The sequence below is a fragment of the Streptomyces sp. WP-1 genome (assembly GCF_030450125.1).
In the GTDB taxonomy this organism is placed as follows: domain Bacteria; phylum Actinomycetota; class Actinomycetes; order Streptomycetales; family Streptomycetaceae; genus Streptomyces; species Streptomyces incarnatus.
Genome location: NZ_CP123923.1, coordinates 5,867,269 through 5,890,700 on the forward strand (window position 1 = coordinate 5,867,269; position 23,432 = coordinate 5,890,700).

Annotated in this window: 28 protein-coding genes; 22 read left to right on the plus strand and 6 right to left on the minus strand. The window is 73.6% G+C overall.

The window, feature by feature from the left end; all coding sequences use genetic code 11:
- The first annotated feature begins 200 nt into the window (after positions 1-200).
- The 3 genes from QHG49_RS25860 (at position 201) to QHG49_RS25870 (ending at position 2,806) form a co-directional block, all read left to right on the plus strand.
- Entirely contained in the window at positions 201-1,214 is a 1,014-nt protein-coding gene (locus QHG49_RS25860) for an ABC transporter ATP-binding protein (RefSeq protein WP_301491534.1), read from the plus strand.
- 79 nt (positions 1,215-1,293) lie between these two features.
- Positions 1,294-2,115: an ABC transporter permease gene (locus QHG49_RS25865; protein WP_159700576.1), complete on the plus strand. Its 822-nt coding sequence runs from the start codon at positions 1,294-1,296 to the stop codon at positions 2,113-2,115.
- 34 nt (positions 2,116-2,149) lie between these two features.
- The gene (locus tag QHG49_RS25870; RefSeq protein ID WP_301491535.1) at positions 2,150-2,806 is read left to right on the plus strand and encodes an AAA family ATPase; all 657 of its coding nucleotides are present in this window, start codon (positions 2,150-2,152) and stop codon (positions 2,804-2,806) included.
- A gap of 150 nt (positions 2,807-2,956) precedes the next feature.
- Here QHG49_RS25870 and ybaK read toward each other — a convergent pair whose 3' ends face one another.
- From ybaK to QHG49_RS25890, 4 genes are all read right to left on the minus strand, one after another.
- Positions 2,957-3,460, minus strand: a complete 504-nt coding sequence (ybaK, locus tag QHG49_RS25875) for a Cys-tRNA(Pro) deacylase (RefSeq protein ID WP_159700570.1) — start codon at positions 3,458-3,460, stop codon at positions 2,957-2,959.
- A gap of 12 nt (positions 3,461-3,472) precedes the next feature.
- Positions 3,473-4,213 carry an LON peptidase substrate-binding domain-containing protein gene (locus QHG49_RS25880; protein ID WP_159700567.1) on the minus strand — a complete coding sequence of 247 codons (741 nt, stop codon included), beginning with the start codon at positions 4,211-4,213 and terminating at the stop codon, positions 3,473-3,475.
- Between the two features lie 11 nt (positions 4,214-4,224).
- Positions 4,225-5,298 carry a hypothetical protein gene (locus tag QHG49_RS25885; RefSeq protein WP_370530508.1) on the minus strand — a complete coding sequence of 358 codons (1,074 nt, stop codon included), beginning with the start codon at positions 5,296-5,298 and terminating at the stop codon, positions 4,225-4,227.
- Between the two features lie 258 nt (positions 5,299-5,556).
- Positions 5,557-7,134 (minus strand): oxidoreductase, encoded by a 1,578-nt coding sequence (locus tag QHG49_RS25890; protein ID WP_159700561.1) that lies wholly within the window; start codon positions 7,132-7,134, stop codon positions 5,557-5,559.
- Between the two features lie 195 nt (positions 7,135-7,329).
- Between QHG49_RS25890 and hisD the strand changes: the two genes are divergently transcribed.
- The 10 genes from hisD to QHG49_RS25940 all read left to right on the plus strand — a co-directional run bounded on the left by hisD (position 7,330) and on the right by QHG49_RS25940 (position 15,072).
- Positions 7,330-8,655 (plus strand): histidinol dehydrogenase, encoded by a 1,326-nt coding sequence (hisD, locus tag QHG49_RS25895; RefSeq protein WP_159700558.1) that lies wholly within the window; start codon positions 7,330-7,332, stop codon positions 8,653-8,655.
- Positions 8,652-9,764, plus strand: a complete 1,113-nt coding sequence (locus tag QHG49_RS25900; RefSeq protein WP_159700555.1) for a histidinol-phosphate transaminase — start codon at positions 8,652-8,654, stop codon at positions 9,762-9,764. The genes hisD and QHG49_RS25900 overlap by 4 nt, the downstream gene beginning before the upstream one ends.
- Complete coding sequence (gene hisB, locus QHG49_RS25905; protein WP_037653146.1) at positions 9,761-10,354, plus strand: imidazoleglycerol-phosphate dehydratase HisB; 594 nt, start codon at positions 9,761-9,763, stop codon at positions 10,352-10,354. The genes QHG49_RS25900 and hisB overlap by 4 nt, the downstream gene beginning before the upstream one ends.
- A gap of 3 nt (positions 10,355-10,357) precedes the next feature.
- The gene (locus QHG49_RS25910; protein ID WP_167532192.1) at positions 10,358-10,522 is read left to right on the plus strand and encodes a hypothetical protein; all 165 of its coding nucleotides are present in this window, start codon (positions 10,358-10,360) and stop codon (positions 10,520-10,522) included.
- Complete coding sequence (gene hisH / locus QHG49_RS25915; RefSeq protein ID WP_186337766.1) at positions 10,519-11,163, plus strand: imidazole glycerol phosphate synthase subunit HisH; 645 nt, start codon at positions 10,519-10,521, stop codon at positions 11,161-11,163. The genes QHG49_RS25910 and hisH overlap by 4 nt, the downstream gene beginning before the upstream one ends.
- A 3-nt stretch (positions 11,164-11,166) precedes the next feature.
- Positions 11,167-11,892 carry a bifunctional 1-(5-phosphoribosyl)-5-((5-phosphoribosylamino)methylideneamino)imidazole-4-carboxamide isomerase/phosphoribosylanthranilate isomerase PriA gene (gene priA / locus QHG49_RS25920; protein WP_128789623.1) on the plus strand — a complete coding sequence of 242 codons (726 nt, stop codon included), beginning with the start codon at positions 11,167-11,169 and terminating at the stop codon, positions 11,890-11,892.
- The gene (locus QHG49_RS25925; RefSeq protein ID WP_085564270.1) at positions 11,889-12,284 is read left to right on the plus strand and encodes a RidA family protein; all 396 of its coding nucleotides are present in this window, start codon (positions 11,889-11,891) and stop codon (positions 12,282-12,284) included. Before priA ends, QHG49_RS25925 begins: the two co-directional genes overlap by 4 nt.
- Positions 12,285-12,290: 6 nt before the next feature.
- Positions 12,291-13,046: an imidazole glycerol phosphate synthase subunit HisF gene (gene hisF, locus QHG49_RS25930; protein WP_159700552.1), complete on the plus strand. Its 756-nt coding sequence runs from the start codon at positions 12,291-12,293 to the stop codon at positions 13,044-13,046.
- Positions 13,047-13,190: 144 nt separating this feature from the next.
- Positions 13,191-13,781 carry a helix-turn-helix transcriptional regulator gene (locus QHG49_RS25935; protein WP_159708074.1) on the plus strand — a complete coding sequence of 197 codons (591 nt, stop codon included), beginning with the start codon at positions 13,191-13,193 and terminating at the stop codon, positions 13,779-13,781.
- Positions 13,782-13,833: 52 nt separating this feature from the next.
- Positions 13,834-15,072 (plus strand): MFS transporter, encoded by a 1,239-nt coding sequence (locus tag QHG49_RS25940; protein WP_301491537.1) that lies wholly within the window; start codon positions 13,834-13,836, stop codon positions 15,070-15,072.
- 18 nt (positions 15,073-15,090) lie between these two features.
- Here the strand turns inward: QHG49_RS25940 and QHG49_RS25945 are convergent, their stop codons facing one another.
- Entirely contained in the window at positions 15,091-15,489 is a 399-nt protein-coding gene (locus tag QHG49_RS25945; RefSeq protein WP_111582433.1) for a VOC family protein, read from the minus strand.
- Positions 15,490-15,505: 16 nt separating this feature from the next.
- Entirely contained in the window at positions 15,506-16,141 is a 636-nt protein-coding gene (locus tag QHG49_RS25950; protein ID WP_159700546.1) for a TIGR03085 family metal-binding protein, read from the minus strand.
- Positions 16,142-16,223: 82 nt separating this feature from the next.
- Here QHG49_RS25950 and hisI point away from each other — a divergent pair, with 82 nt between their 5' ends.
- From hisI to trpA, 9 genes are all read left to right on the plus strand, one after another.
- Positions 16,224-16,622 (plus strand): phosphoribosyl-AMP cyclohydrolase, encoded by a 399-nt coding sequence (gene hisI / locus QHG49_RS25955; protein WP_085564265.1) that lies wholly within the window; start codon positions 16,224-16,226, stop codon positions 16,620-16,622.
- Between the two features lie 11 nt (positions 16,623-16,633).
- On the plus strand, positions 16,634-18,127 hold the full coding sequence (locus QHG49_RS25960; RefSeq protein WP_159700543.1) for an anthranilate synthase component I: 1,494 nt from the start codon (positions 16,634-16,636) through the stop codon (positions 18,125-18,127).
- Positions 18,128-18,178: 51 nt separating this feature from the next.
- The gene (locus QHG49_RS25965; protein ID WP_145484861.1) at positions 18,179-18,817 is read left to right on the plus strand and encodes a TIGR02234 family membrane protein; all 639 of its coding nucleotides are present in this window, start codon (positions 18,179-18,181) and stop codon (positions 18,815-18,817) included.
- Positions 18,818-18,985: 168 nt separating this feature from the next.
- Positions 18,986-19,246, plus strand: coding sequence for an HGxxPAAW family protein (locus QHG49_RS25970; protein WP_145484860.1), 261 nt, complete (start codon positions 18,986-18,988; stop codon positions 19,244-19,246).
- 129 nt (positions 19,247-19,375) lie between these two features.
- Complete coding sequence (locus tag QHG49_RS25975; RefSeq protein WP_301491538.1) at positions 19,376-19,921, plus strand: DUF2752 domain-containing protein; 546 nt, start codon at positions 19,376-19,378, stop codon at positions 19,919-19,921.
- 144 nt (positions 19,922-20,065) lie between these two features.
- Positions 20,066-20,875, plus strand: a complete 810-nt coding sequence (trpC, locus tag QHG49_RS25980) for an indole-3-glycerol phosphate synthase TrpC (protein WP_145484858.1) — start codon at positions 20,066-20,068, stop codon at positions 20,873-20,875.
- Positions 20,876-20,896: 21 nt separating this feature from the next.
- Positions 20,897-21,121, plus strand: a complete 225-nt coding sequence (trpM, locus tag QHG49_RS25985; RefSeq protein ID WP_145484857.1) for a tryptophan biosynthesis modulator TrpM — start codon at positions 20,897-20,899, stop codon at positions 21,119-21,121.
- A gap of 77 nt (positions 21,122-21,198) precedes the next feature.
- A complete protein-coding gene (gene trpB / locus QHG49_RS25990) occupies positions 21,199-22,482 on the plus strand; it encodes a tryptophan synthase subunit beta (RefSeq protein ID WP_145484856.1) in 1,284 nt (427 codons plus the stop codon).
- The gene (gene trpA, locus QHG49_RS25995; protein WP_159700534.1) at positions 22,479-23,297 is read left to right on the plus strand and encodes a tryptophan synthase subunit alpha; all 819 of its coding nucleotides are present in this window, start codon (positions 22,479-22,481) and stop codon (positions 23,295-23,297) included. The genes trpB and trpA overlap by 4 nt, the downstream gene beginning before the upstream one ends.
- Positions 23,298-23,432 lie beyond the last annotated feature (135 nt).

The window sequence follows — 23,432 nt, forward strand, 5'->3', positions numbered from 1 at the left end:
GTCGGAGGCCCGGTGCGAGGCCGGTGCGGATCGGGGCGTCCGTCGGAGACCGTACGGGGGTGGGACCGGGGCCGCACGGGGCCGGGATCCGGTGCGAGGCCGGGGCAGGGGCGGAGCGAGGCCGGAGGAGCCCTCCGGCCGGTGCCGTTCGGGCGGCCCCAAGGGCGGGTAAAGGTCCGGACCCCGTACCCTCTTCCCTTGTGAGTACGCGCGTGGGGCAGGCACTTCGGCAGGACGAGGTCGTCCGCGTACGCGGGCTCGCCAAGACCTATCCGGCCGTCAAGAGCCGCCGCGGCGCACCCGGCACCCCCGAGGTGCGGGCCACCGACGCCCTGGAGCTGACGGTACGGCGCGGGGAGATCTTCGGGCTGCTCGGCCCCAACGGCGCCGGCAAGTCCACCCTCGTACGACAGCTCACCGGGCTGCTGCGCCCCGACCGGGGCAGCGTCGAGATCCTCGGCCACGACATCGTGCGCCACCCGGAGCGGGCCGCCCGCCTCCTCGCCTACCTCGGCCAGGAGTCCACCGCCCTGGACGAGCTGACCGTCTCCCTCGCCGCCGAGACCACCGGACGCCTGCGCGGCCTGGACGTGACACGGGCGCGGGCCGAGCGGGACGCCGTACTGGAGGAGCTGGGGCTCACCCCGATCGCCGGGCGGCCGCTGAAGAAGCTGTCCGGCGGGCAGCGCCGGCTCGCCACCTTCGCCGCCGTCCTCGTCGGCGAGCGTCCGCTGCTGGTCCTGGACGAGCCGACCACCGGCATGGACCCGGTGGCCCGGCGGGCGGTCTGGTCGGCCGTGGACCGGCGGCGCGCCGAGTACGGCACCACCGTCCTCCTCGTCACCCACAACGTCATCGAGGCCGAGACCGTCCTCGACCGGGTCGCCGTGCTCGACCGGGGCCGGGTCATCGCCTGCGACACCCCCACCGGGCTGAAGGAACGCGTCGCGGGCGAGGTCCGGGTGGAACTGGTGTGGCGGGAACGGGCGCCGCTGGACGTGCCCGAGGTCGCCGTGCTGCGCGAACGCGCCGTGGAGACCGGCCGGCGCTGGACGCTGCGGCTCGCGCCCGAGGAGGCCCGCGCCGCCGTCGCCACCGTGACCGGCGGCGCCGCCTTCGCCGCCCTGGACGACTTCACCCTGGCCACGCCCAGCCTGGAGGACGTCTATCTGGCCCTCGGCGGGGCCGCCCGGCAGGGGCTGGTGAAGGCATGACGGCCGGTGACGGCATGAGCACACGGGCCGTACGCGGCAAGGCCGGTACGACTGCCGTAGGGAAGAGGAGCAGCTCGTCGTGAGTGTCGTACCCGCGCAGGTTCTGCCGGACACCGCCCGCGTCCTGCCGGAGGCGGAGCCGGTCGCGGCCGAACTCGCCCCCGCGGCGCGGCTGTGGCCGTCGCTGGTGGCCGTGTACCGGGCGCAGCTGTCCCGGGCCCGGGTGGCGCGGATCCCGCTGCTGTTCGTGGCGACCTTCCAGTCCATCGGCATCACCGTGATGATGCGCGGTGTCGTCGACAACGGCTTCGAGGCGCGGTCCGTGGTGGCCGGTTCCTCCGTGCTCGTCGTCGCGTTCGTCGCGCTCAATCTGCTCGCCCAGTACTTCGGGCAGCTGCGGGCCGGCGGCGGGCTCGACCACTACGCCACGCTGCCGGTGCCGCCCGCCGCGGTGGTGCTGGGCACGGCGGCCGCGTACGCCTCCTTCACGCTGCCCGGGACGCTGGTGACCGCCGCCTTCGGCTGTGTGCTGTTCGGGCTGCCGCTGGCCAATCTGTGGGTGCTGCTGGCCGTCGTACCGCTCGCCGGGGCCGCGCTGTCCGGGCTCGGCGCGGCGCTCGGCCTGCTCGCGCCCCGCCCCGAGCTGGCCACGCTGCTCGGACAGCTGGGCATGTCGGCGGCGCTGCTGCTCGGCGTGCTGCCGCCCGACCGGATGCCGCAGCTCGTCCGGCTGGCGCGGGACCTGCTGCCCTCCACGTACGGCGTGGAGGCGTACGCCCGCACCTTCGGCGCGCACCCGGACTGGGCCGTGGTCCTCGCTGACCTGGGGGTGTGCGCGGGGGTCGGGGTGATCTCGCTGGCCGTGGCCGCGTGGGCGTACCGCAGGGCCGCCGTCCGGTGACGCGGCGCACAGGCCGACCTGGCACGATGGCAGGGTGACCGCACCGCTGAACCCGCCCCCGCCCCCGCACGACCACTCCGCGCACCAGGTCCGGCAGGCGCCGCCCGCCGGGGCGCCGGCGGCGGGCGCCTACCAAGAGGACGGCCCCGGGATGAAGACCGAAGCGCGCGAGGCCGCCGTGATCACCGTGCTGGTGGCGGTCTGCGGGGCGCTCCTCGGGCTGCTGTGGTGGCGGCTGGCGCCCCATGTGCCGCTGGTCGGCGACCAGTCGGGCAACAGCTGGGTGGTCTACCTCAAGGACACCGAGGGGGAGCAGGCGGTCGGCGTGGACGGCACGTTCACCCTGCTGGCGCTCGCGTTCGGCGCGGTGAGCGGGCTCGCGGCGTTCCTGTGGCGCAGGCGGGGCGGCGTACCGCTGGTCGTGGGCCTCGCGCTCGGCGCACTGCTCGGCTCCCTGCTGGCCTGGCGGCTCGGTGTGTGGCTCGGCCCCACGTCCGACGTCATCGCCCATGCCCGCGCGGTCGGCAAGGGGGTCACCTTCCCGGCCCCGCTGCGCCTGGGCGCCAAGGCCGCGCTGCTGTCCTGGCCGTTCGCCGCGGTGCTGGTCCATCTCGGCCTGACCGCGCTGTTCGGCCCCCGCGACCCCGAGCCCCAGCACCCGGACGAGGTGCCGCTCACCCCCGCCCAGTAGGCACGCGCACCCCCTCCGTCCAGCAGGCACGCGGACCGGGGCCCCTCGGCCCCGCCCGACAGGTACGCGGCCCCCGCTGCCTCAGCCCAGCCCACTGGTGACCCGGGCCCGCTGCCTCAGCCCGCCCGACGGGAACTCGGCCCCGCTCCCTCAACCCCGCCCGATGGGCGCCGACACCGCGCCCGTCAGCTCCGCCAGGTCGCCCGGCGCCAGCTCCACCTCCAGGCCCCGCCGCCCCGCCGAGACGCAGATCGTGGCGTGGCCGAGGGCCGAGTCGTCCAGGACGGTGGGGAGCCGCTTGCGCTGGCCGAGCGGGGAGATCCCGCCGCGGACGTAGCCGGTGGTGCGCTCGGCCAGGGCCGGGTCGGCCATGGCGGCGCGCTTGCCGCCCACCGCCGCGGCCAGGGCCTTCAGATCGAGGGTGCCCGCGACCGGGACGACGCCGACGACGAGACTGCCGTCCACGTCGGCCACCAGGGTCTTGAAGACGCGCTCGGGGGAGACGCCCATCGCCTGGGCCGCCTCCTCGCCGTAGGAGGGGTGGGAGGGGTCGTGCTCGTAGGCGTGGACCGTGAACTCCACGCCCGCCGCGCTCAGCGCGACCGTCGCCGGGGTGCCCCCGGACTGCTGCTGTTTCTTCGGCTTCTTCGCCATGAGGGTGTGGACTCAGTTCAGACTGGTCGGCGTCCGCGTCAGCTCGAACGCGGGCAGCGACGGCAGGTTACGGATGATGGCGGTCTCGCCGCGCAGCAGCTTCAGCTCGTCCCGCAGCCGGGACGCGGTGTCCGGCGCCTGGAGCAGCCGCTGCTTGGTCGGCGTGTCGTGCACCATCGCGGCCGCCACCAGGTACGACACCACGCTCGGGTCGTCCGGCAGCTCCGCGCTCGTGGCGAGCGACCGCTCCCGCGCCCCGGCCAGCCGCTTCTGGTACTGCCTGAAGGCCCGCAGCACGCCCTCCGCGAGCGCCCCCGCCTCGTCGCCGGGCTCCTCCGCCAGCTCCTCCAGCTCGGCCGTCAGATAGGGCCCGGAGGCGTCCACGGACAGCAGCCGCACCCGGGTGGTACCGGTCGCGAGCACCTCGAAGGTGCCGCCGGTGCGCTCCCGGATGGTCGCCGCGTCCGCGACACAGCCCAGCTGGTGGAAGGACTTGAGCGGATCCGGGCCGAAGCCCGCGGCCGGGCCCCGCTCGGGTTCCGCGGTGGGGTCGGGCATGCCGGGGGCGCTGGGCGCCACCTCGTGCCCGTCGCGGATGGCCACGACGGCGAACCGCCGCGGCTCCTCCTCGGGGGTCTTCAGCAGCTCGCGCATCATGGCGCGATACCGCTCCTCGAAGACGTTCAGCGGCAGCACGAGTCCCGGGAAGAGGACCGTGTTCAGCGGGAAGAGCGGCAGACGGACGGTGGTCACGGCGCCCCAGCCTAATGGTCGGCGGGACGCGCGTGACCGCGGTGCCCGGGCAGAAGGTCCTCCGGCACCGGCAGCAGCCCCGCCGGAACGGGTGCTCCGCCCCCCGACAGCAGGTGCTCGCGCAGCCGCAGGAAGTGGCCGAGCGGGTCGTCCGAGAACCGGTCCCAGGGGCAGGAGGTCACATAGGGGCCGATCAGATGCACCAGGGCGCGGGCGTCCTCGGGGCGGTCCAGGCGCAGCAGCACGTACAGCAGCTTGTTGCGCACCCCGGCGGACCAGGGGTCGGCCGGAGCGAACCGCGCCGACAGGGCTATCGCGCGGTCGGCCGCCGAGTCCAGCCGCTGCCGGGGCACCCCGGGCCCGCCGCCCTCGGTCAGATAGCCGTACGCGGCCCACGCGGGCAGCACCTGCACCAGCGAGTCCGCCGGCGCGTCCTGCGCGGCCAGCTCGGCGAAGTCGAAGCACGCGCGGTGCGCGGCGCTCGGCACGTGCGGGGTGTCCCCGAAGCGGACGCAGCAGAACGCGCCCAGATAGCGCAGGGCGGCCACATGGCAGCCGTAGTGGTGCGGGGCGCGGCGCAGCGCCGCCTCCCACAGCTCCTCGAAGTAGCGGTGCCCGGCCCGCGAGCCACGCGCGTGGTCCAGCGCGATCCGCCAGGGCACCGGGTCCCGGACGTCGGCCCGCGCGGCGGCCGTGATCAGCGGGCTGACCTCGCGCAGCAGCTCGGCGCGGGCGGGTGAGGACCACACCCGGTCCACCGCCAGCTGGGCCGCGACCAGCAGGGCGCCGGGGTCGTCCGGCTCGGCCGCCCGCCAGTCCTCGAACCACTCGGAGCGCAGCCGGGCGAACGCGGCCAGCCGCCGGGCGTACCGGTCGTGGCTCTCCCACTCGGCCGCGGCCCGGGTGCCCGTGAGCAGCTCGGCCGCCGCCCGGTACTCGCCGCGTCCGGCGGCGACCAGCGCGGGCGAGAGCCGGTCGTCGGGCGCGTCGAGCACGGCCTCGTCCCCGGAGGCGATCCCTCCGGCCGGGCGCGCGGAACGTCGGGACATCCAGGAGCGGCGGATGAACGAAGGCAGCGGAACCATGGTGCGGACCATTGAAAGTCCGCAGGTCGGGGCTGCGCCAGAGGCTTGGGGGAAGTCGTGGAAGGTTGTACGGCCAAGGGTCAAGGACCGGCAAAGGGCGAGTGTTCGGCTTTTGTACGACGGGGTGCGTCAAGGGCGGTCTTTACACACATGACCGCACATGCCCGCACAAGCACGCGCCCGCACCCCGCACGCGCTTCGCATCCCGCACGCGCCCGCATCCCGCCCGCACGCGCCGCCGCACGGCGTGTCCGCACATCAGCTGCGCCGCAGCAGCCGGGTCGCGCCCGCCGCCACCGTCGTCGCCAGGATCCAGCCCAGCATGATCATCGCGGCGGCCAGCCACTGCCAGGGGCCGCGCAGCTGCCACTCGCTGACCTGCCCGAGATCGATCACCGGCAGCAGCAGGTCCAGGGTGTACAGGGCCGGGCTCCAGTAGGGGTGCTCGTCGTGGTTCGTCGGGGGGTGCGCGGCATGCGAGAAGGCGAGGGTGCCGGCCGCCCAGAGCACCGCCATCCACACCGCGGCGCGGCCGGGCCGGTAGCCGTACGCGACCGTCAGGTCCTGGACGTAGCCCCACAGCTTGCCCGCCAGCGGCAGCGTCTCCCGGCGCCTGCGCTGCTTGGCGAGCAGCACCTCCCGGGCGTCCTCGTCCTCCCCGGCCTCCCGCAGCACCGAGGCCAGGCGCTCGTACGGCTCCGGGGCGTACTCGGCGGTGGCGGCGGCGATCCAGTCCAGGCGCCGGGTCAGCGGGAACGGGCCCTGGGGCACCAGGTTCTCGTAGGCGAAGCCGCCCATGTGCAGCCGCCCGGCGCCCGGCCAGGCGCCCGCGCGGTCCACCAGGTTCATGATCTGCGCCCCCGACAGCACCACCTTGCCCCGCCCCGGGCCGTCCCCGAGGAAACGCAGCTCGGGCGCGTGCACCCGGCGCAGCGACAGCTCCTGGTCGTCGGTGAGGGTGAACCGGGCCCGCTCCAGGTCCACCGCGTCCCCGAACCGCCCGTCGTCCAGCCGCAGCCCGCCCTGGCACTCGAACCGCTGGATCCGCGTCCCGCGCGCCGGTGTGGTCCCGCTGAGCAGCGGGTTCCCCACCCCGGCCGGGGTCAGGTACAGAGTGCGCTCCACGCTGAGCTGGGGCGCGTTCAGGGCCAGCCGGGAGTACGGGTTGGACAGGCGCGCGCCGCGCAGGCTCAGCGAGACCCCGATCTGGGCGCCGCGCAGCCGCAGCTCGCCGTGCGACTCCAGCAGCTCCGCCTGGAGGTCCTGGCCCACATTGAGGCCGTCCGCGGAGATCGAGCGCCCGCTGCGGTCCCGGTACACGATCGCCTGGTTGATCAGGAGATCGGTGCCGATGCGCGCGTCGGTCAGCCGGACCCCGTTCTGGAAGCGGCAGCGCGGCAGATGCAGATCGCCCTCGGTGTGCAGCCGGGCCGCCTCCAGGCGCGGCACCGAGCAGTTCACCAGGCGCAGTGTGCTGAACCGCGCCTCCGGCACCAGCACCTGCGTGTCGAAGCGGCAGTCGCGCAGCTCGACGTACGGCCGCACGGTCCCGCCCGCCAGATCCAGGGTGCCCGTGACCCGCACCCCGGCCAGCTTGAGCGCGGACACCCGCCCGGCGAGCGCGGGCGGTCCGTCCAGCAGCAGCCAGGCGATGATGCGCGCCCGCACGGACCGCTCGGGCCCCCAGGGGTGGCCGCCGTGCGGATCGTCCACGACGGAGTCGCCGCTGCTCAGGTCGTACACACTGCCGTTGCGGAAGGCCTGCCACATGCCCGCCTCGGCCGCGGTCAGGTCGTCCGGCAGGTCCCCGGCGGCGAAGCCGGTCCCCTCGGTCACCGCTGTTCCTTCTTTCTCCGCTGTTCGGGTGTTTCGTCCTGCCGTTGATGCCCGCTGAGTGACGCCTGGAACACCCGGGGTGAAGGGGATCTTCCGAGTTTTGGCCAGCGTCTGTACCACGCATTGGTCCACGGCCTGTATCAGCCATTGATACGTGCGGACGACTACGGACGGCGGTCTGAGAGAATTGGAACCGTGATTTCCCGAATCGATCTGCGCGGCGACGCCCTCCCCGACGGGCCCGCCCTGCGTGACCTGCTGCCCCGAGCCGACTTCGACGTTCAGGCCGCCCTGGAGAAGGTGCGTCCGATCTGCGAGGACGTGCATCATCGTGGCGACGCGGCGCTGATCGACTTCGCGGAGAAGTTCGACGGAGTACGGCTGGAATCCGTCCGTGTCCCGGCCCAGGCGCTCGCCGACGCGCTGGCCGGCCTCGACGCGGACGTGCGCGCCGCCCTGGAGGAGTCCATCCGGCGCGCCCGCCTCGTGCACCGCGCGCAGCGCCGCACCGCCCACACCACCCAGGTGGTCCCCGGCGGCGCGGTGACCGAGAAATGGGTTCCGGTCGAGCGCGTCGGGCTGTACGCGCCGGGCGGCCGCTCGGTCTACCCCTCCTCCGTGATCATGAACGCGGTCCCGGCCCAGGAGGCGGGCGTCGCGTCCATCGCGCTCGCCTCCCCGCCGCAGGCCGAGTTCGACGGACTCCCGCACCCGACGATCCTGGCCGCCTGCGCGCTGCTCGGCGTGGACGAGGTGTACGCGGCCGGCGGCGCCACCGCCGTCGCGATGTTCGCCCACGGCACCGAGTCCTGCCCGCCCGCCAACATGGTCACCGGCCCCGGCAACATCTGGGTGGCCGCCGCCAAGCGCTACTTCACCGGCCGCATCGGCATCGACACCGAGGCCGGACCCACCGAGATCGCGGTCCTCGCCGACGACACCGCCGACCCGGCGCACGTGGCCGCCGACCTGATCAGCCAGGCCGAGCACGACCCGCTCGCGGCCGCCGTCCTCGTCACCGACTCCCCGGACCTCGCGGACGCGGTGGAGAAGGAGCTGGAGCCGCAGGTCGCGGCGACCAAGCACGTCGAGGACCGGATCCGCCCGGCCCTCGCGGGCAGGCAGTCCGCGATCGTCCTGGTGGACGGCGTCGAGGAGGGCCTGAAGGTGGTCGACGCGTACGGCGCCGAGCACCTGGAGATCCAGACCGCCGACGCCGCCGCCGTGGCCGACCGGGTGCGCAACGCGGGCGCGATCTTCATCGGCCCCTGGGCCCCCGTCTCGCTCGGCGACTACGCGGCCGGATCCAACCACGTCCTGCCCACCGGCGGCTGCGCCTGCCACTCCTCGGGCCTGTCCGTGCAGTCCTTCCTGCGCGGCATCCACGTCGTCGACTACACGAGGGACGCGCTGGCCGAGGTCGCGCACCATGTGGTGACGCTGGCGGAGGCGGAGGACCTGCCGGCGCACGGCGCGGCGGTCAAGGCGAGGTTCGGGTGGAAGGTACCGGAGACCAAGTGAGCGACGTGAGGATCGACGACCTCCCCATCCGGGACGAGCTGCGCGGCAAGTCCCCCTACGGCGCGCCCCAGTTGGACGTCCCCGTCCGGCTGAACACCAACGAGAACCCGTACCCGCTGCCCGAGCCGCTGGTCGAGCGGATCGCGGAGCGGGTCCGGGAAGCCGCCCGCGACCTGAACCGCTATCCCGACCGGGACGCGGTCCGGCTGCGCACCGAGCTGGCCAAGTACCTGAGCGACACCGGCGGGTTCCCGCTCGCCCTGGAGAACGTCTGGGCGGCCAACGGCTCCAACGAGGTCATCCAGCAGCTGCTCCAGACCTTCGGCGGGCCCGGCCGCAGCGCGATCGGCTTCGAGCCGTCGTACTCGATGCACGCGCTCATCGCCCGCGGCACCGGCACCGGCTGGATCCCCGGTCCGCGCGACGAGGACTTCACGATCGACCCGGCCGCCGCCGAGCGCGCCATCGCCGAGCACAAGCCGGACGTGGTCTTCCTCACCACCCCCAACAACCCCACGGGCAACGCGATCCCGCCCGAGACGGTCCGCGCGCTGTACGACGCGGCGCAGGCGGCCAGGCCGTCGATGGTGGTCGTGGACGAGGCGTACGTCGAGTTCAGCCACGGCGACTCGCTGCTGCCGCTGCTCGAAGGCCGCCCGCACCTGGTGATCTCGCGCACCATGTCCAAGGCGTTCGGCGCGGCGGGCCTGCGCCTCGGCTACCTCGCGGCCGACCCGGCCGTGGTGGACGCCGTGCAGCTGGTCCGGCTGCCGTACCACCTGTCGGCGATCACCCAGGCGACCGCGCTGGCCGCCCTGGAGTACACCGACACCCTGCTCGGCTATGTCGAGCAGCTGAAGTCCGAGCGGGACCGGCTGGTCGCCGAGCTGCGCGCGATCGGCTACGACGTCGTCGGGTCGGACGCCAACTTCGTGCAGTTCGGCCGGTTCGCCGACGCCCACGCGGTCTGGCGAAAGATCCTCGACCGGGGCGTCCTGGTCCGGGACAACGGCGTACCGGGATGGCTGCGGGTCTCGGCCGGCACCCCCGCGGAGAACGACGCGTTCCTCGACGCCGTACGTGAAGTCAAGAAGGAGCTTGAGGCATGAGCCGCGCAGGGCGCGTCGAGCGCACCACCAAGGAGACCTCGGTCCTGGTCGAGATAGACCTCGACGGCACCGGGCGGACCGACATCGCCACCGGCGTCGGCTTCTACGACCACATGCTCGACCAGCTCGGCCGGCACGGACTGTTCGACCTGACCGTGAAGACCGACGGCGATCTGCACATCGACTCCCACCACACCATCGAGGACACCGCCCTCGCGCTCGGCGCCGCCTTCAAGCAGGCGCTCGGCGACAAGGTGGGCATCTACCGCTTCGGCAACTGCACGGTCCCGCTGGACGAGTCCCTCGCCCAGGTCACCGTCGACCTGTCCGGCCGCCCCTACCTCGTGCACACCGAGCCCGAGCGCATGGCGCCGATGATCGGCGAGTACGACACCACGATGACCCGGCACATCCTGGAGTCCTTCGTGGCCCAGGCGCAGATCGCGCTGCACGTTCACGTACCGTACGGACGCAACGCCCACCACATCGTGGAGTGCCAGTTCAAGGCGCTCGCCCGGGCGCTGCGTTACGCCTCCGAGCGCGACCCGCGCGCGGCCGGCATCCTCCCGTCGACGAAGGGCGCGCTGTAACCCATGACCGGTCTGTCGACCATCCTGATCGTCGTCGGCCTCTTCCTGGTCGGCGGCATCATCTCCTTCGTCAAGCAGAAGATGCCCACGAGCCTGATCGTGCTGCTCTCCATCGCGGCCGGGATGTGCCTGGTCGCCGGCGTCATGCGGCTGGGGGTGTGGAGTTGAGCGCTGCCGCCAAGAAGGTCGTCGTCTTCGACTACGGCTTCGGCAACGTCCGCTCGGCCGAACGCGCCCTGGCGCGGGTCGGCGCCGACGTGGAGATCACCCGCGACTACGACGCGGCGATGAACGCCGACGGCCTGCTGGTCCCGGGCGTCGGCGCCTTCGCCGCCTGCATGCGGGGCCTGCTCGACGCGCGCGGCGACTGGGTCATCGACCGCCGGCTGTCCGGCGGCCGCCCGGTGATGGGCATCTGCGTCGGCATGCAGATCCTCTTCTCGCGCGGCATCGAGCACGGCGTCCAGGCCGAGGGCCTGGAGGAGTGGCCCGGTACCGTCGGCCCCCTGGAGGCCGATGTCGTGCCCCACATGGGCTGGAACACCGTGGACGCGCCCGCCGACTCCGAGCTGTTCGCCGGCCTGGACGCCGGCGCCCGCTTCTACTTCGTGCACTCCTACGCCGTCCACGACTGGACGCAGGAGACCCACAACCCGCTGATCGCCGCGCCCAAGGTCACCTGGGCCACGCACGGCAAGCCCTTCGTCGCGGCGGTGGAGAACGGCGCCCTGTGGGCCACCCAGTTCCACCCCGAGAAGTCCGGCGACGCCGGCGCCCAGCTCCTCACCAACTGGATCGGAACCCTGTAGACCATGGCCAAGCTCGAACTCCTCCCCGCCGTCGACGTCCGCGACGGCCAGGCCGTACGCCTCGTCCACGGCGAGTCCGGGACCGAGACCTCCTACGGCTCCCCGCTGGAGGCCGCGCTCGCGTGGCAGCGGTCCGGCGCCGAGTGGCTGCACCTGGTCGACCTGGACGCGGCCTTCGGCACCGGTGACAACCGGGCGCTGATCGCCGAGGTCGCGAGGGCCATGGACATCAAGGTGGAGCTGTCCGGCGGCATCCGCGACGACGACACCCTCGCCGCCGCCCTCGCCACCGGCTGCACCCGCGTCAATCTCGGCACCGCCGCCCTGGAGACCCCCGAGTGGGTCGCCAAGGTGATCGCCGAGCACGGCGACAAGATCGCGGTCGGCCTGGACGTGCGCGGCACCACCCTGCGCGGCCGTGGCTGGACCCGTGACGGCGGCGACCTGTACGAGACGCTGGACCGCCTCAACAAGGAGGGCTGCGCGCGCTACGTCGTCACCGACATCGCCAAGGACGGCACCCTCCAGGGCCCCAACCTGGAGCTGCTGCGCACCGTGTGCGCGGCCACCGACCGGCCGGTCGTGGCGTCCGGCGGCGTGTCGTCCCTGGCCGACCTGCGCGCCATCGCCGAACTGGTGCCTCTCGGTGTCGAGGGCTCCATCGTCGGGAAGGCCCTGTACGCGAAGGCGTTCACCCTGGAAGAGGCCTTGGAGGCTGTGGCGTCATGACATCGGAAGCCGTACGGCGGGTGCAGAGCGGAAGTTCCTGGGAGGCGAGTTTCGGTTTTGCGCGCGCCGTCGCGGCGGGCGACCGGGTGTCGGTGGGCGGCACCACGTCCTTCAAGGGCACGGTCCTGTACGGCGAGGGTGATCCGTACGAGCAGACCCGGGTCGCCTTCGGCAACGCCCTGGAGGCGCTGAAGGAGTTCGGGCTCGGCGTCGAGTCCGTGATCCGCACCCGTATGTACCTGAACCATGTGCGCGACGTCGACGAGGTGGGGCGGGCCCACAAGGACCTGTTCGACTCCGTGCGCCCCGCCTCGACCCTGCTGGTGGTCGAGGGCTTCGTGGACCCGCGCATCCTGGTCGAAGTAGAGCTTGAAGCATTCAGAGGAGCCTGAGCGGTCATGACCCTGGCGGTCCGAGTCATCCCCTGCCTGGACGTGGACAACGGCCGGGTCGTCAAGGGTGTCAACTTCCAGAACCTGCGCGACGCGGGCGACCCCGTCGAGATGGCCAAGGTGTACGACGCCGAGGGCGCCGACGAGCTGACGTTCCTGGACATCACCGCGTCCTCGGGCGACCGGGAGACGACGTACGACGTGGTGCGCCGCACCGCCGAGCAGGTGTTCATCCCGCTCACCGTCGGCGGCGGCGTCCGCACCGCCGAGGACGTGGACAAGCTGCTGCGGGCCGGCGCCGACAAGGTCGGCGTGAACACCGCGGCGATCGCCCGGCCCGAGCTGATCCGGGAGATCGCCGAGCGCTTCGGGCGCCAGGTGCTGGTCCTGTCGGTGGACGCCCGGCGCACCGGGTCCGGGTCCTTCGAGGTGACCACGCACGGCGGCCGCCGGGGCACCGGCATCGACGCCGTCGAGTGGGCGCACCGGGCCGCCGAGCTGGGCGCGGGCGAGATCCTGCTGAACTCGATGGACGCCGACGGCACCAAGGACGGCTACGACCTGGAGATGATCGCGGCCGTCCGGGAGCACGTCTCGGTGCCGGTGATCGCCTCCGGCGGCGCGGGCACGCTGGCCCACTTCCCGCCGGCCGTCACCGCCGGCGCGGACGCGGTCCTCGCGGCCTCCGTCTTCCACTTCGGCGACCTGCGGATCGGCGAGGTCAAGGAGACCCTGCGGGAGGCCGGACACCCCGTCCGCTGACGCGCGCGTCCCCAAGGCCCCGGTGGCTTGAGCCGCCGGGGCCTTCGTGCGGCCCGATACACAAGAGAAATTGCGCAAAAATTATTGCGCAAGATTTCTTTCGCATCTAGGGTCGTGGACATGGCAGAGAAGGACGTCGCGGGCATGGCAGATCAGGAAGAAGACCGCCGGATCCAGGACATGGGCACGCTCAAGGCGCTCGCCCACCCCCTGCGGATGCGGCTGTACCGGGCCCTGACCCTCGCCGGGACCGCGACCGCCTCCCAGCTCGCCGACCAGGTCGGCGAGGCGGTCTCGCTGGCCAGCTACCACCTGCGCAAACTCGCCGAGCACGGGCTGATCGAGGAGGCCGGGCCGGGGCGCGGGGACGGGCGGGAGCGCTGGTGGCGGCCGGCCTCCGAGGGGGTGCGGATCCGCGACGAGGACTTCCGCGACGCCCCCGAGGAGATCGCCGCGCACACCGCCGCCAGCCGGCTCTTCTTCGCCCAGCGGTCCGACATGTACCTGCGCTTCCTGGACGAGCGCCCGCACTGGGGCGAGCAGTGGGCACCCGGCGCGGTCTCCTCCGAGTCCGTACTGCGGCTCACACCGGCCGAACTCGCCGAGCTGAGCCGGGAGATGCTCGCCCTCGTGCGGCGGTACGACGAGCGCGGCCGGGCGGCGGAGGCGACGGGTGAGGACGAGGGCCGCGAGAACGTCGCGGTGCACACCTACGCGTTCCCCTTCCGTGCCTGAGCCCCGCCGACGCCTCCCCGCCCCTGCGCCCCGGCCCCCCAAGGAGCCCGCCTTGACCTCGACCCTCGTCACCCCGGCCGCCGTACAGGCCCACCGGGACCCCAATGTGCGGCGCTGGCTGTCCGCCTACACGTGCTCCATGCTCGGCGACAGCGTGTACTACCTGGCGCTGTCCTGGGCGGCCGTACAGGCCGGGACCGCCGCACAGGCGGGCCTGGTGATGTCGGCGAGCGCGCTGCCCCGGGCCGTGCTGATGCTCGGCGGGGGAGTGATCGCCGACCGGTTCGGGCCCCGGCGGGTCGTCATCGGCAGCGACGCCCTGCGCTGCGCCGCCGTCCTTACGGTGGCCGCCCTGCTGTACCTCACCAGCCCCGGACTGTGGCCGCTCGCCCTGCTCGCACTGGTCTTCGGCACCGTGGACGCCGTGTTCGTGCCCGCCGTCGGCGCCCTGCCCGCCCGGGTCACCGGCAAGGACCAGCTGGCCCGCGTCCAGGGCATGCGCGGCCTGGCCATCCGCTTCGCGAGCGTCGTCGGCGCCCCGCTCGGCGGCCTCGGCGTGGCCGTCGGCGGCGCCAGTGCGGCCTTCGCCCTCGCCGGACTGCTGATCGCCGTGTCCGTGCCGCTGCTGCTCTCGGTACGCATACGGGAGCTGCCCGGCGACCGGGCGGACGGCCCCCGCGCCACCGCACGGGCCGACCTCGCGGCCGGGCTGCGCCACATCCGCGGCCACCGTGTCCTCGCCCCGCTGATGCTCACCATCGCCCTCGGCGACCTGGGCTTCGTCGGCCCGCTCAACGTCGGTCTGACCTTGCTCGCGGACCACCGCGGCTGGGGCGCCTCCGGGATGGGCTGGGTGCTCGCCGGGTTCGGCGTGGGGGCCGGCGCCGCCTCGCTGCTGCTCACCCTCCGGGGCCGGCTGCCGCGCGCCGGACTGCTCGCCGGCGTCACCATCGTCGTCGGCTCCCTGGCCATCGGCGCCCTCGCCTACGCGCCCGGCCTCTGGGCGGCCGTCGGCACCGCCCTGCTCGTCGGTCTGCTGACCGGGCTCAGCGGCGCGATGTGCGGCGCCCTGCTCCAGACCCAGTCCGACCCCGCCTGCCTCGGCCGGGTCACCGCCGTCTCCAGCCTGATCAGCCTCGGCTTCACCCCGCTGAGCATGCCCCTCGCCGCCGCCGCGATCGGTGCCTGGGGGCTCGGCCCGGTCTACCTGGTCAGTGCCTCCGTGTGCGCCCTCGGCGGGGTCGTCGCCCTCGTCGTACCGGCCCTGCGCCGCGCCGAACTGCCCGCCTGAGGCTCATGCCCCCGGCGTTCATCCCTTCGGCTGAACCAGCTGCACCAGGTTGCCGCACGTGTCGTCGAAGACCGCCGCCAGCACCGGCCCCTGCTCCCGCGGACCGTGGGGGAAGCGGACACCCAGGCCGCGCAGGCGCCGGTGCTCGGCGGCTAGGTCGTCCACCGAGAAGACGATGCAGGGGATGCCCGCCTCGTACAGCGCGCGGCGGTAGGACTCCGCGATGGGGCCCTCGCCGGGTTCCAGCAGGAGCTGGAGGTCAGGCTGGGCGCCCCCGGGCGCGCCGACGGTGACGAAGAGGACGCCGTCCCCGAGATCCATGCGGGTGCGCGTCTCGAAGCCGAGGACCTCCGTGTAGAAGGCGTGCGCCCGCACCACGTCGTCCACGTACACCCCGGTCATCGCGACCTTGATCACGGGCGGGCCTCCCCGGTCAGAAGCCCAGCTGCTTGGAGGAGTGCAGCCTGTCGATCGCGTCCGCCTCGCCCTCCAGCTCCACCCGCGCCGCCCGGTCCCGGCCGAACGCGAACAGCAGCAGCTCGGACGGCTCCCCGGTCGCCGTGACCACCGGTGCGCCCTTGTGCGCCACCACGGTCTGCCCGTCGGGCCGGCGCAGCACCAGACCCGTCGGCACCCCGCGCCCCAGCAGCCGCGCCGTACGCTCCAGGCGCGACCACAGCGCGTCCTGGAACACCGGGTCCAGCTCCCGCGCGCTCCAGTCCCGCTGCGCCCGGCGCACGTCCTCGGTGTGCACGTAGAACTCCACCGTGTTCGCGGCCTCGTCCACCTGCTTGACCTGGAACGGCGAGAACCGCGGCGGACCCGTGCGGATCAGCTGGATCAGCTCCTCGTACGGCTTCGCGGTGTACTCCGCCATCACCTTCTCCAGGCGTGGGGCGAGCCGCTTGATCAGCGCGCCCCCGGCCGCGTCCGGGCGGCGCTCGCGCACGATCACATGCGCGGCCAGATCCCGGGTCCGCCAGCCCTCGCACAGAGTCGGCGCGTCCGGGCCCACGGTTTCCAAGAGATCGGCGAACAGGAGCCGTTCACGCTTGGCGAAGGTCGACATGGGGTCAGCCTACGGCCAGCCACCGGTCCGCGCAGTGGACACCCGCCCGATGTTGTCAGTGGCGCGCGGCACAATGGCACCCATGACCAGTACGCCCGGCACCCCCCGGCCCAGCAGCCTCGATCCGGAGATCGCCGCCCGGCTCAAGCGCAGCGCCGACGGCCTCCTGCCCGCCATCGCCCAGCAGCACGACACCGGAGAGGTGCTCATGCTCGGCTGGATGGACGACGAGGCGCTGCACCGGACCCTGACCACCGGCCGCTGCACCTACTGGTCGCGCAGCCGCCAGGAGTACTGGGTCAAGGGCGACACCTCCGGGCACGTCCAGTGGGTGAAGTCGGTCGCGCTGGACTGCGACGCCGACACCGTGCTGGTCCAGGTCGACCAGGAGGGCGCCGCCTGCCACACCGGCGCGCGCACCTGCTTCGACGAGGACGTGCTGCTCAAGGACGCCGGCCTCCCGTCCGGCGCGGACCAGTGAGGCCCGCCGCCATGGACCTGGAGACCTTCCGCAAGCTCGCCGCCGACCGGCGTGTCATCCCGGTCACCCGCAAGCTGCTCGCCGACGGCGACACCCCGGTGGCCCTCTACCGCAAGCTGGCCGGGGAACGCCCGGGCACCTTCCTGCTGGAGTCCGCGGAGAACGGCCGCTCCTGGTCGCGCTACTCCTTCGTGGGCGTGCGCAGCTCCGCCACCCTCACCGCCCGTGACGGCGCGGCCCACTGGCTCGGCACCCCGCCGGCCGGCGTCCCCGTCGACGGCGACCCCCTCAAGGCCCTGCGCGCCACCCTCCAGGCCCTGCACACCCCGCACACCGAGGGTCTGCCCCCCTTCACCGGCGGCATGGTCGGCTACCTCGGCTACGACATCGTGCGCCGCCTGGAGAAGATCGGCCCCGGCGAGCGCGACGACCTGAAGCTGCCCGAGCTGACCATGCTCCTGACCAGCGACCTCGCCGTCATGGACCACTGGGAGGGCTCGGTCCTGCTGATCGCCAACGCGATCAACCACAACGACCTGGACACCGGCGTGGACGAGGCGTACCACGACGCGGTGGCCCGCCTCGACGCCATGGAGGCCGACCTCACCCGCGCCGTGGCCCAGCCCCCGGCCGTGCTGCCGCCCTCCGAACTGCCCGAGTACACCGCGCTGTGGGGCGGCCCCGACTTCCGGCGTGCCGTGGAGGACGTCAAGGAGCGCATCCGCGCGGGCGAGGCCTTCCAGGTCGTCCCCTCCCAGCGCTTCGAGACGCCGTGCACGGCCAGCGCCCTGGACGTCTACCGGGTGCTGCGGGCCACCAACCCCTCGCCGTACATGTACCTGTTCCGGTTCCCCCACGAGGACGGCGGCGCGTTCGACGTCGTCGGCTCGTCCCCCGAGGCCCTGGTCAAGGTCGAGGACGGGCGGGCCATGGTGCACCCCATCGCCGGCACCCGGCACCGCGGCGCCACCCCGCGGGAGGACCAGGCACTCGCCGAGGAACTGCTCGCCGACCCCAAGGAGCGCGCCGAGCACCTCATGCTGGTCGACCTCGGGCGCAACGACCTCGGACGGGTCTGCGAGCCCGGCTCCGTCGAGGTCGTCGACTTCATGTCCGTCGAGCGCTACTCGCACGTGATGCACATCGTCTCCACCGTCACCGGACGGGTCGCCGGCGGCCGCACCGCCTTCGACGTGCTCACCGCCTGCTTCCCGGCCGGCACCCTCTCCGGCGCCCCCAAGCCCCGGGCGATGCAGATCATCGACGAACTCGAACCCTCCCGGCGCGGTCTGTACGGCGGCTGCGTCGGCTACCTCGACTTCGCGGGCGACTCCGACACCGCGATCGCCATCCGTACCGCCCTGCTGCGCGACGGCACGGCGTATGTGCAGGCCGGGGCGGGCATCGTCGCCGACTCCGACCCGGTCGCCGAGGACCAGGAGTGCCGCAACAAGGCCGCGGCGGTGCTGCGCGCGGTGCACACGGCCAACCGGCTCGGCGCATAGGGCGCGTCTCACGGAACCCCGGGTGACGGTTCGCCCGGGGTTCAGGCGATAGTGGAGTACGTGACTGCCGTTCCTCACCCCCGATCCGAAGCCGCCGCGCCCGCCCGGTCCGGCCGCCGCAGCCTCGCCGTGGCCCTCCTGTCCGGCGCGCTCGGCGCGGCCGTGGCGCTGCTCGCCAGCCGGCAGCGCTGGGCGGAGGGCACCGCGTCGGTGGCCGGCGGCGCGTTCCCGCTCACCGCGAAGGGCAGCGATGTCACGGGCGTGCCCGCGGCCCTCGCCATAGTGGGTCTCGCCGCGCTCGTCGCCGTCTTCGCCGTCCGCCGGGCCGGCCGCTTCCTCGTCGCCGGGCTGCTCGCGCTGTCCGGCGCGGGCATCGTCGCCGCCGCCCTGGTCTCCGCCACCGACAACAGCGCGCTGGACGAGAAGGCCGCCCAGGCCAGCGGCGACACCACCGCCACGGTCGCGGCGCTGAGCCACACCGGCTGGCCGTACGTGGCGGCCGTCGGCGGACTGCTGATCCTGCTCGCGGGTCTGCTCGCGCTGCGCTTCGGCAGCGGCTGGCCCGCCATGTCCGGGCGCTACGAGCGCGGCACCGACCGCCCCCGCAAGGCGGCCAGGCCGGTCGATCCGGAGCGGCCCGAGGAGATCTGGAAGGCCCTGGACCGGGGCGAGGACCCCACCGGCGCCTGACCCCGCGCGGATGTGGCGAACCAGACGCCACCCCCGCGTCCGGCGCGTGTGCGCGTACGGGACAATGGACGGCGAGCGTCCGGCTCGGACAGTGACGGGCGGGCTCGGAGCCGTACGACACGTACGTCGCTCTTCTGGGACACGTACACAGCAACGAGGAGCACAGACATGGCGGGCAGCAGCCACGGCCACGGTCACACCCCGGCCGCCTGGACCGGCGTCATCATTTCCTTCGTCGGCTTCCTGGTCGCCGGCGCCTTCATGGTGATGGCCGACCCCATCGGCTTCTGGGTCGGCATGGCCCTCATCATCGGCGGCGCGATCGTCGGCGGCATCATGAAGGCCATGGGCCTCGGCGACAGCCAGAAGCCCCTCGCGATGGTCGGCGCCCCCATCGCCGCGCGCGAGCCCGTCGCGGTGGAGAGCTGAGCGGCCGAGCACGGCACCTCTTCGTGGAGGGCGGCCCGGGTGTCCCTGACGGACCCGGGCCGCCCTTCCGCGTCCGCCGGGGCCCCGCCGCGACCGCACCCCGCGCGCACGGCCGCCGCGTCGGCGAGAATGCCTGACGTGACCGCCGCCGACCGACCGGCCCCGCCCGCCGCGTCCTTCCCCGCCACCCGCACCGGCCTCGGGCCGCCCGCCCCGGTGCCGTTCTCGTCGCCGGACGCCCGCCCCTGGTCCGCACCCCCTGCCGCCGCTCCGCCGGCCCCCCGGTGGCGGCGTCTCGCCACCCCCGCCGGTGCGCTCTCGGCCGTCGCCGGTGCCTTCGCCTATGTCGGGACCGTCGACCCGAACCACCCCGGCCACTACCCGGTCTGCCCCCTCTACCGGTTCACCGGCCTGTACTGCCCCGGCTGCGGCGGGCTGCGCAGCGCGCACGCGTTCGTGCACGGCGACCTGACGGCGGCGCTGCACGACAACGCGCCCGCCGTGGCCGGCTACTTCCTCTTCGCGGCGCTGTGGGCGGTCTGGGTCGTACGGGCGTGGCGCGGCCGTCCCGCACGGCTCGCGCCGGGCAACGCCCAGATGTGGGCCATCGGCGCGCTGCTGCTGGTGTTCACCGTGGTCCGCAATCTGCCGTCCGGCGCCTGGCTGCACCCCTGACCAGCGGCGTCGACGTCCAAGGAGTGAAACCGGCGTCCACCGGATGCGAGGCCGGGGCCCCGCTCCGGATACCATCGAGTGACCAAGGGTTTTCACAACCTGAAGGAACTGAAGGAACCAACCGTCTGAAAGGGGGCCGCTCGCGTGAGTGTGCTCGACGAGATCATCGACGGAGTCCGTGCCGACCTCGCGGAGCGGCAGGCACGCGTCAGCCTCGACGAGCTCAAGGAGCGCGCGGCCAAAGCACCCGCCGCCAAGGACGGGGTGGCCGCGCTCAAGGGCGACGGCGTCAAGGTGATCTGCGAGGTCAAGCGCTCCAGCCCCTCCAAGGGCGCGCTGGCCGCGATCGCCGACCCGGCGGGCCTTGCCGCCGACTACGAGGCGGGCGGCGCGGCCGTCATCTCCGTCCTCACCGAACAGCGCCGCTTCGGCGGTTCCCTCGCCGACCTGGAGGCCGTCCGCGCCCGCGTGGACATCCCGGTGCTGCGCAAGGACTTCATCGTCACCTCGTACCAGCTGTGGGAGGCCCGCGCGTACGGCGCCGACCTCGTCCTGCTGATCGTGGCCGCCCTGGAGCAGCCCGCCCTGGAGTCCCTGATCGAGCGCGCCGTCTCCATCGGCCTCACCCCGCTGGTCGAGGTGCACGACGAGGACGAGGTCGAGCGCGCCGTGGCCGCGGGGGCCCGGATCATCGGTGTCAACGCGCGCGACCTCAAGACCCTGGAGGTGGACCGCGGCACCTTCGAGCGGGTCGCCCCGGAGGTGCCCGAGGGCATCGTCAAGGTCGCCGAGTCCGGCGTGCGCGGCCCGCACGACCTGATCGCCTACGCCAACGCCGGCGCCGACGCCGTCCTGGTGGGCGAGTCCCTGGTCACCGGCCGCGACCCGAGGACCGCCGTCTCCGACATGGTCGCCGCCGGCGAGCACCCCGCGCTGCGGCACGGCCGCGACTGAGCTCCCGCTAGGCTGACCCCGATGACTGCGACCATGACGACCGCGGACCGCTACGCGCGCCTCGCCCGCGGCTGCCGCCCCCGCGGCTGCCGCGCACCCGCGCGCCGCGTCCACGGCCGCCGGGTCCGCTACGTCATCGGCGACGAACCGGGGCAGGTCAACGGCATGCGATGGCACCGGCCGACCTTCAGGGGCGCGGGGCAGAGTCGAATGCGGCTCCGTCGCGTGAGCGCGACGAGTCACTGACGGCCCGCAGTCGACAGACGACCTCCCGCCCCACGGCGAACAGTGTCTTTTCACCGCACTCACCGTGAGGTTTCCGCATGCCCAGCAACTACTTCTTCCCCGACCCGGAGGGTCAGGTCCCCAGCTCCGAGGGCTACTTCGGAGCGTTCGGCGGCAAGTTCATCCCGGAGGCCCTCGTCGCCGCCGTGGACGAGGTCGCCGTCGAGTACGACAAGGCCAGGCAGGACCCCGAGTTCGCCCGCGAACTGGACGACCTGATGGTCAACTACACCGGCCGCCCCTCGGCGCTCACCGAGGTGCCCCGGTTCGCCGAACACGCCGGTGGCGCGCGGGTGTTCCTCAAGCGCGAGGACCTGAACCACACCGGCTCGCACAAGATCAACAACGTGCTCGGCCAGGCGCTGCTCACCAGGCGCATGGGCAAGACCCGTGTCATCGCCGAGACCGGCGCGGGCCAGCACGGCGTCGCCACCGCCACCGCCTGCGCGCTGTTCGGCCTCGACTGCACCATCTACATGGGCGAGATCGACACCGAGCGCCAGGCCCTGAACGTGGCCCGGATGCGCATGCTCGGCGCCGAGGTGGTGGCCGTGAAGTCCGGCAGCCGCACCCTCAAGGACGCCATCAACGAGGCGTTCCGGGACTGGGTCGCCAACGTCGACCGCACCCACTACCTGTTCGGCACCGTCGCGGGCCCCCACCCCTTCCCGGCCATGGTCCGCGACTTCCACCGGGTCATCGGCGTCGAGGCCCGCCGCCAGATCCTGGAGCGCGCGGGCCGCCTGCCCGACGCGGCCGTCGCCTGCGTCGGCGGCGGCTCCAACGCCATCGGCCTCTTCCACGCCTTCGTGCCCGACGAAGGCGTCCGCCTCATCGGCTGCGAGCCGGCGGGCCACGGCATCGACACCGGCGAGCACGCGGCGACCCTGACCGCGGGCGAGCCCGGCATCCTGCACGGCTCCCGCTCCTACGTCCTCCAGGACGAGGAGGGCCAGATCACCGAGCCGTACTCGATCTCGGCCGGTCTGGACTACCCCGGCATCGGGCCCGAGCACGCCTACCTCAAGGACTCGGGCCGCGGCGAGTACCGCGCGGTCACCGACGACGCCGCGATGCAGGCCCTGCGCCTGCTGTCGCGCACCGAGGGCATCATCCCGGCCATCGAGAGCGCCCACGCCCTCGCGGGCGCCCTGGACGTCGGCAAGGAGCTGGGCCCGGACGGGCTGATCGTCGTCAACCTCTCCGGCCGCGGCGACAAGGACATGGACACCGCGGCCCGCTACTTCGGGCTGTACGACACCGACGCCGAGGTGGCCGCGGACGCCGCCGCCACCGCCGAGATCGAGGGGGACGCCAAGTGAGCGGCAACATCGAGCTGTTGACGGACACCCTCGCCGCCGCGAAGGCCGAGGGCCGGGCCGCGCTCATCGCCTACCTCCCGGCCGGGTTCCCGACCGTGGACGGCGGCATCGAGGCGATCAAGAGCGTGTTCGACGGCGGCGCCGACGTGGTCGAGGTGGGCCTGCCGCACAGCGACCCGGTCCTGGACGGCCCGGTCATCCAGACCGCCGACGACATCGCCCTGCGCGGCGGCGTCAAGATCGCGGACGTGATGCGCACGGTGCGGGAGGCCCACGCGGCCACCGGCAAGCCCGTGCTCGTGATGACGTACTGGAACCCCATCGACCGCTACGGCGTCGAGCGGTTCACCGCCGAGCTGGCTGAGGCGGGCGGCGCGGGCTGCATCCTGCCCGACCTGCCGGTGCAGGAGTCCGCGCTGTGGCGGGAGCACGCCGACAAGCACGGCCTCGCCACCGTCTTCGTGGTGGCGCCGAGCAGCAAGGACGCGCGGCTCGCCGAGATCACCTCGGTGGGCAGCGGCTTCGTCTACGCCGCCTCGCTCATGGGCGTCACCGGCACCCGTGAGTCCGTCGGCGCGCAGGCCCAGGACCTGGTGCAGCGCACCCGGGTCACCCGCGCCGAGCTGCCCGTCTGCGTCGGCCTCGGCGTCTCCAACGCGGTCCAGGCGGCCGAGGTCGCCACCTTCGCCGACGGTGTGATCGTCGGCTCGGCCTTCGTCAAGCGGATGCTGGACGCCCCGGACCACGCGTCCGGCCTGGCGGCGGTGCGCGAGCTGGCCGGTGACCTGGCGAAGGGCGTGCGCGGCCAGGCGTGACCCGGGGATCGTCGCGGGGTGACCGGCGCGTGCCGTCGCGGGGCGGTCGGCGCCTGCCGGTCGTCATGTATCGGGCATTCCGGTCACTCGAACGGGTGGACCTCGGGCCGGGGAGGCGCGCTGCGCCTCCCCGGT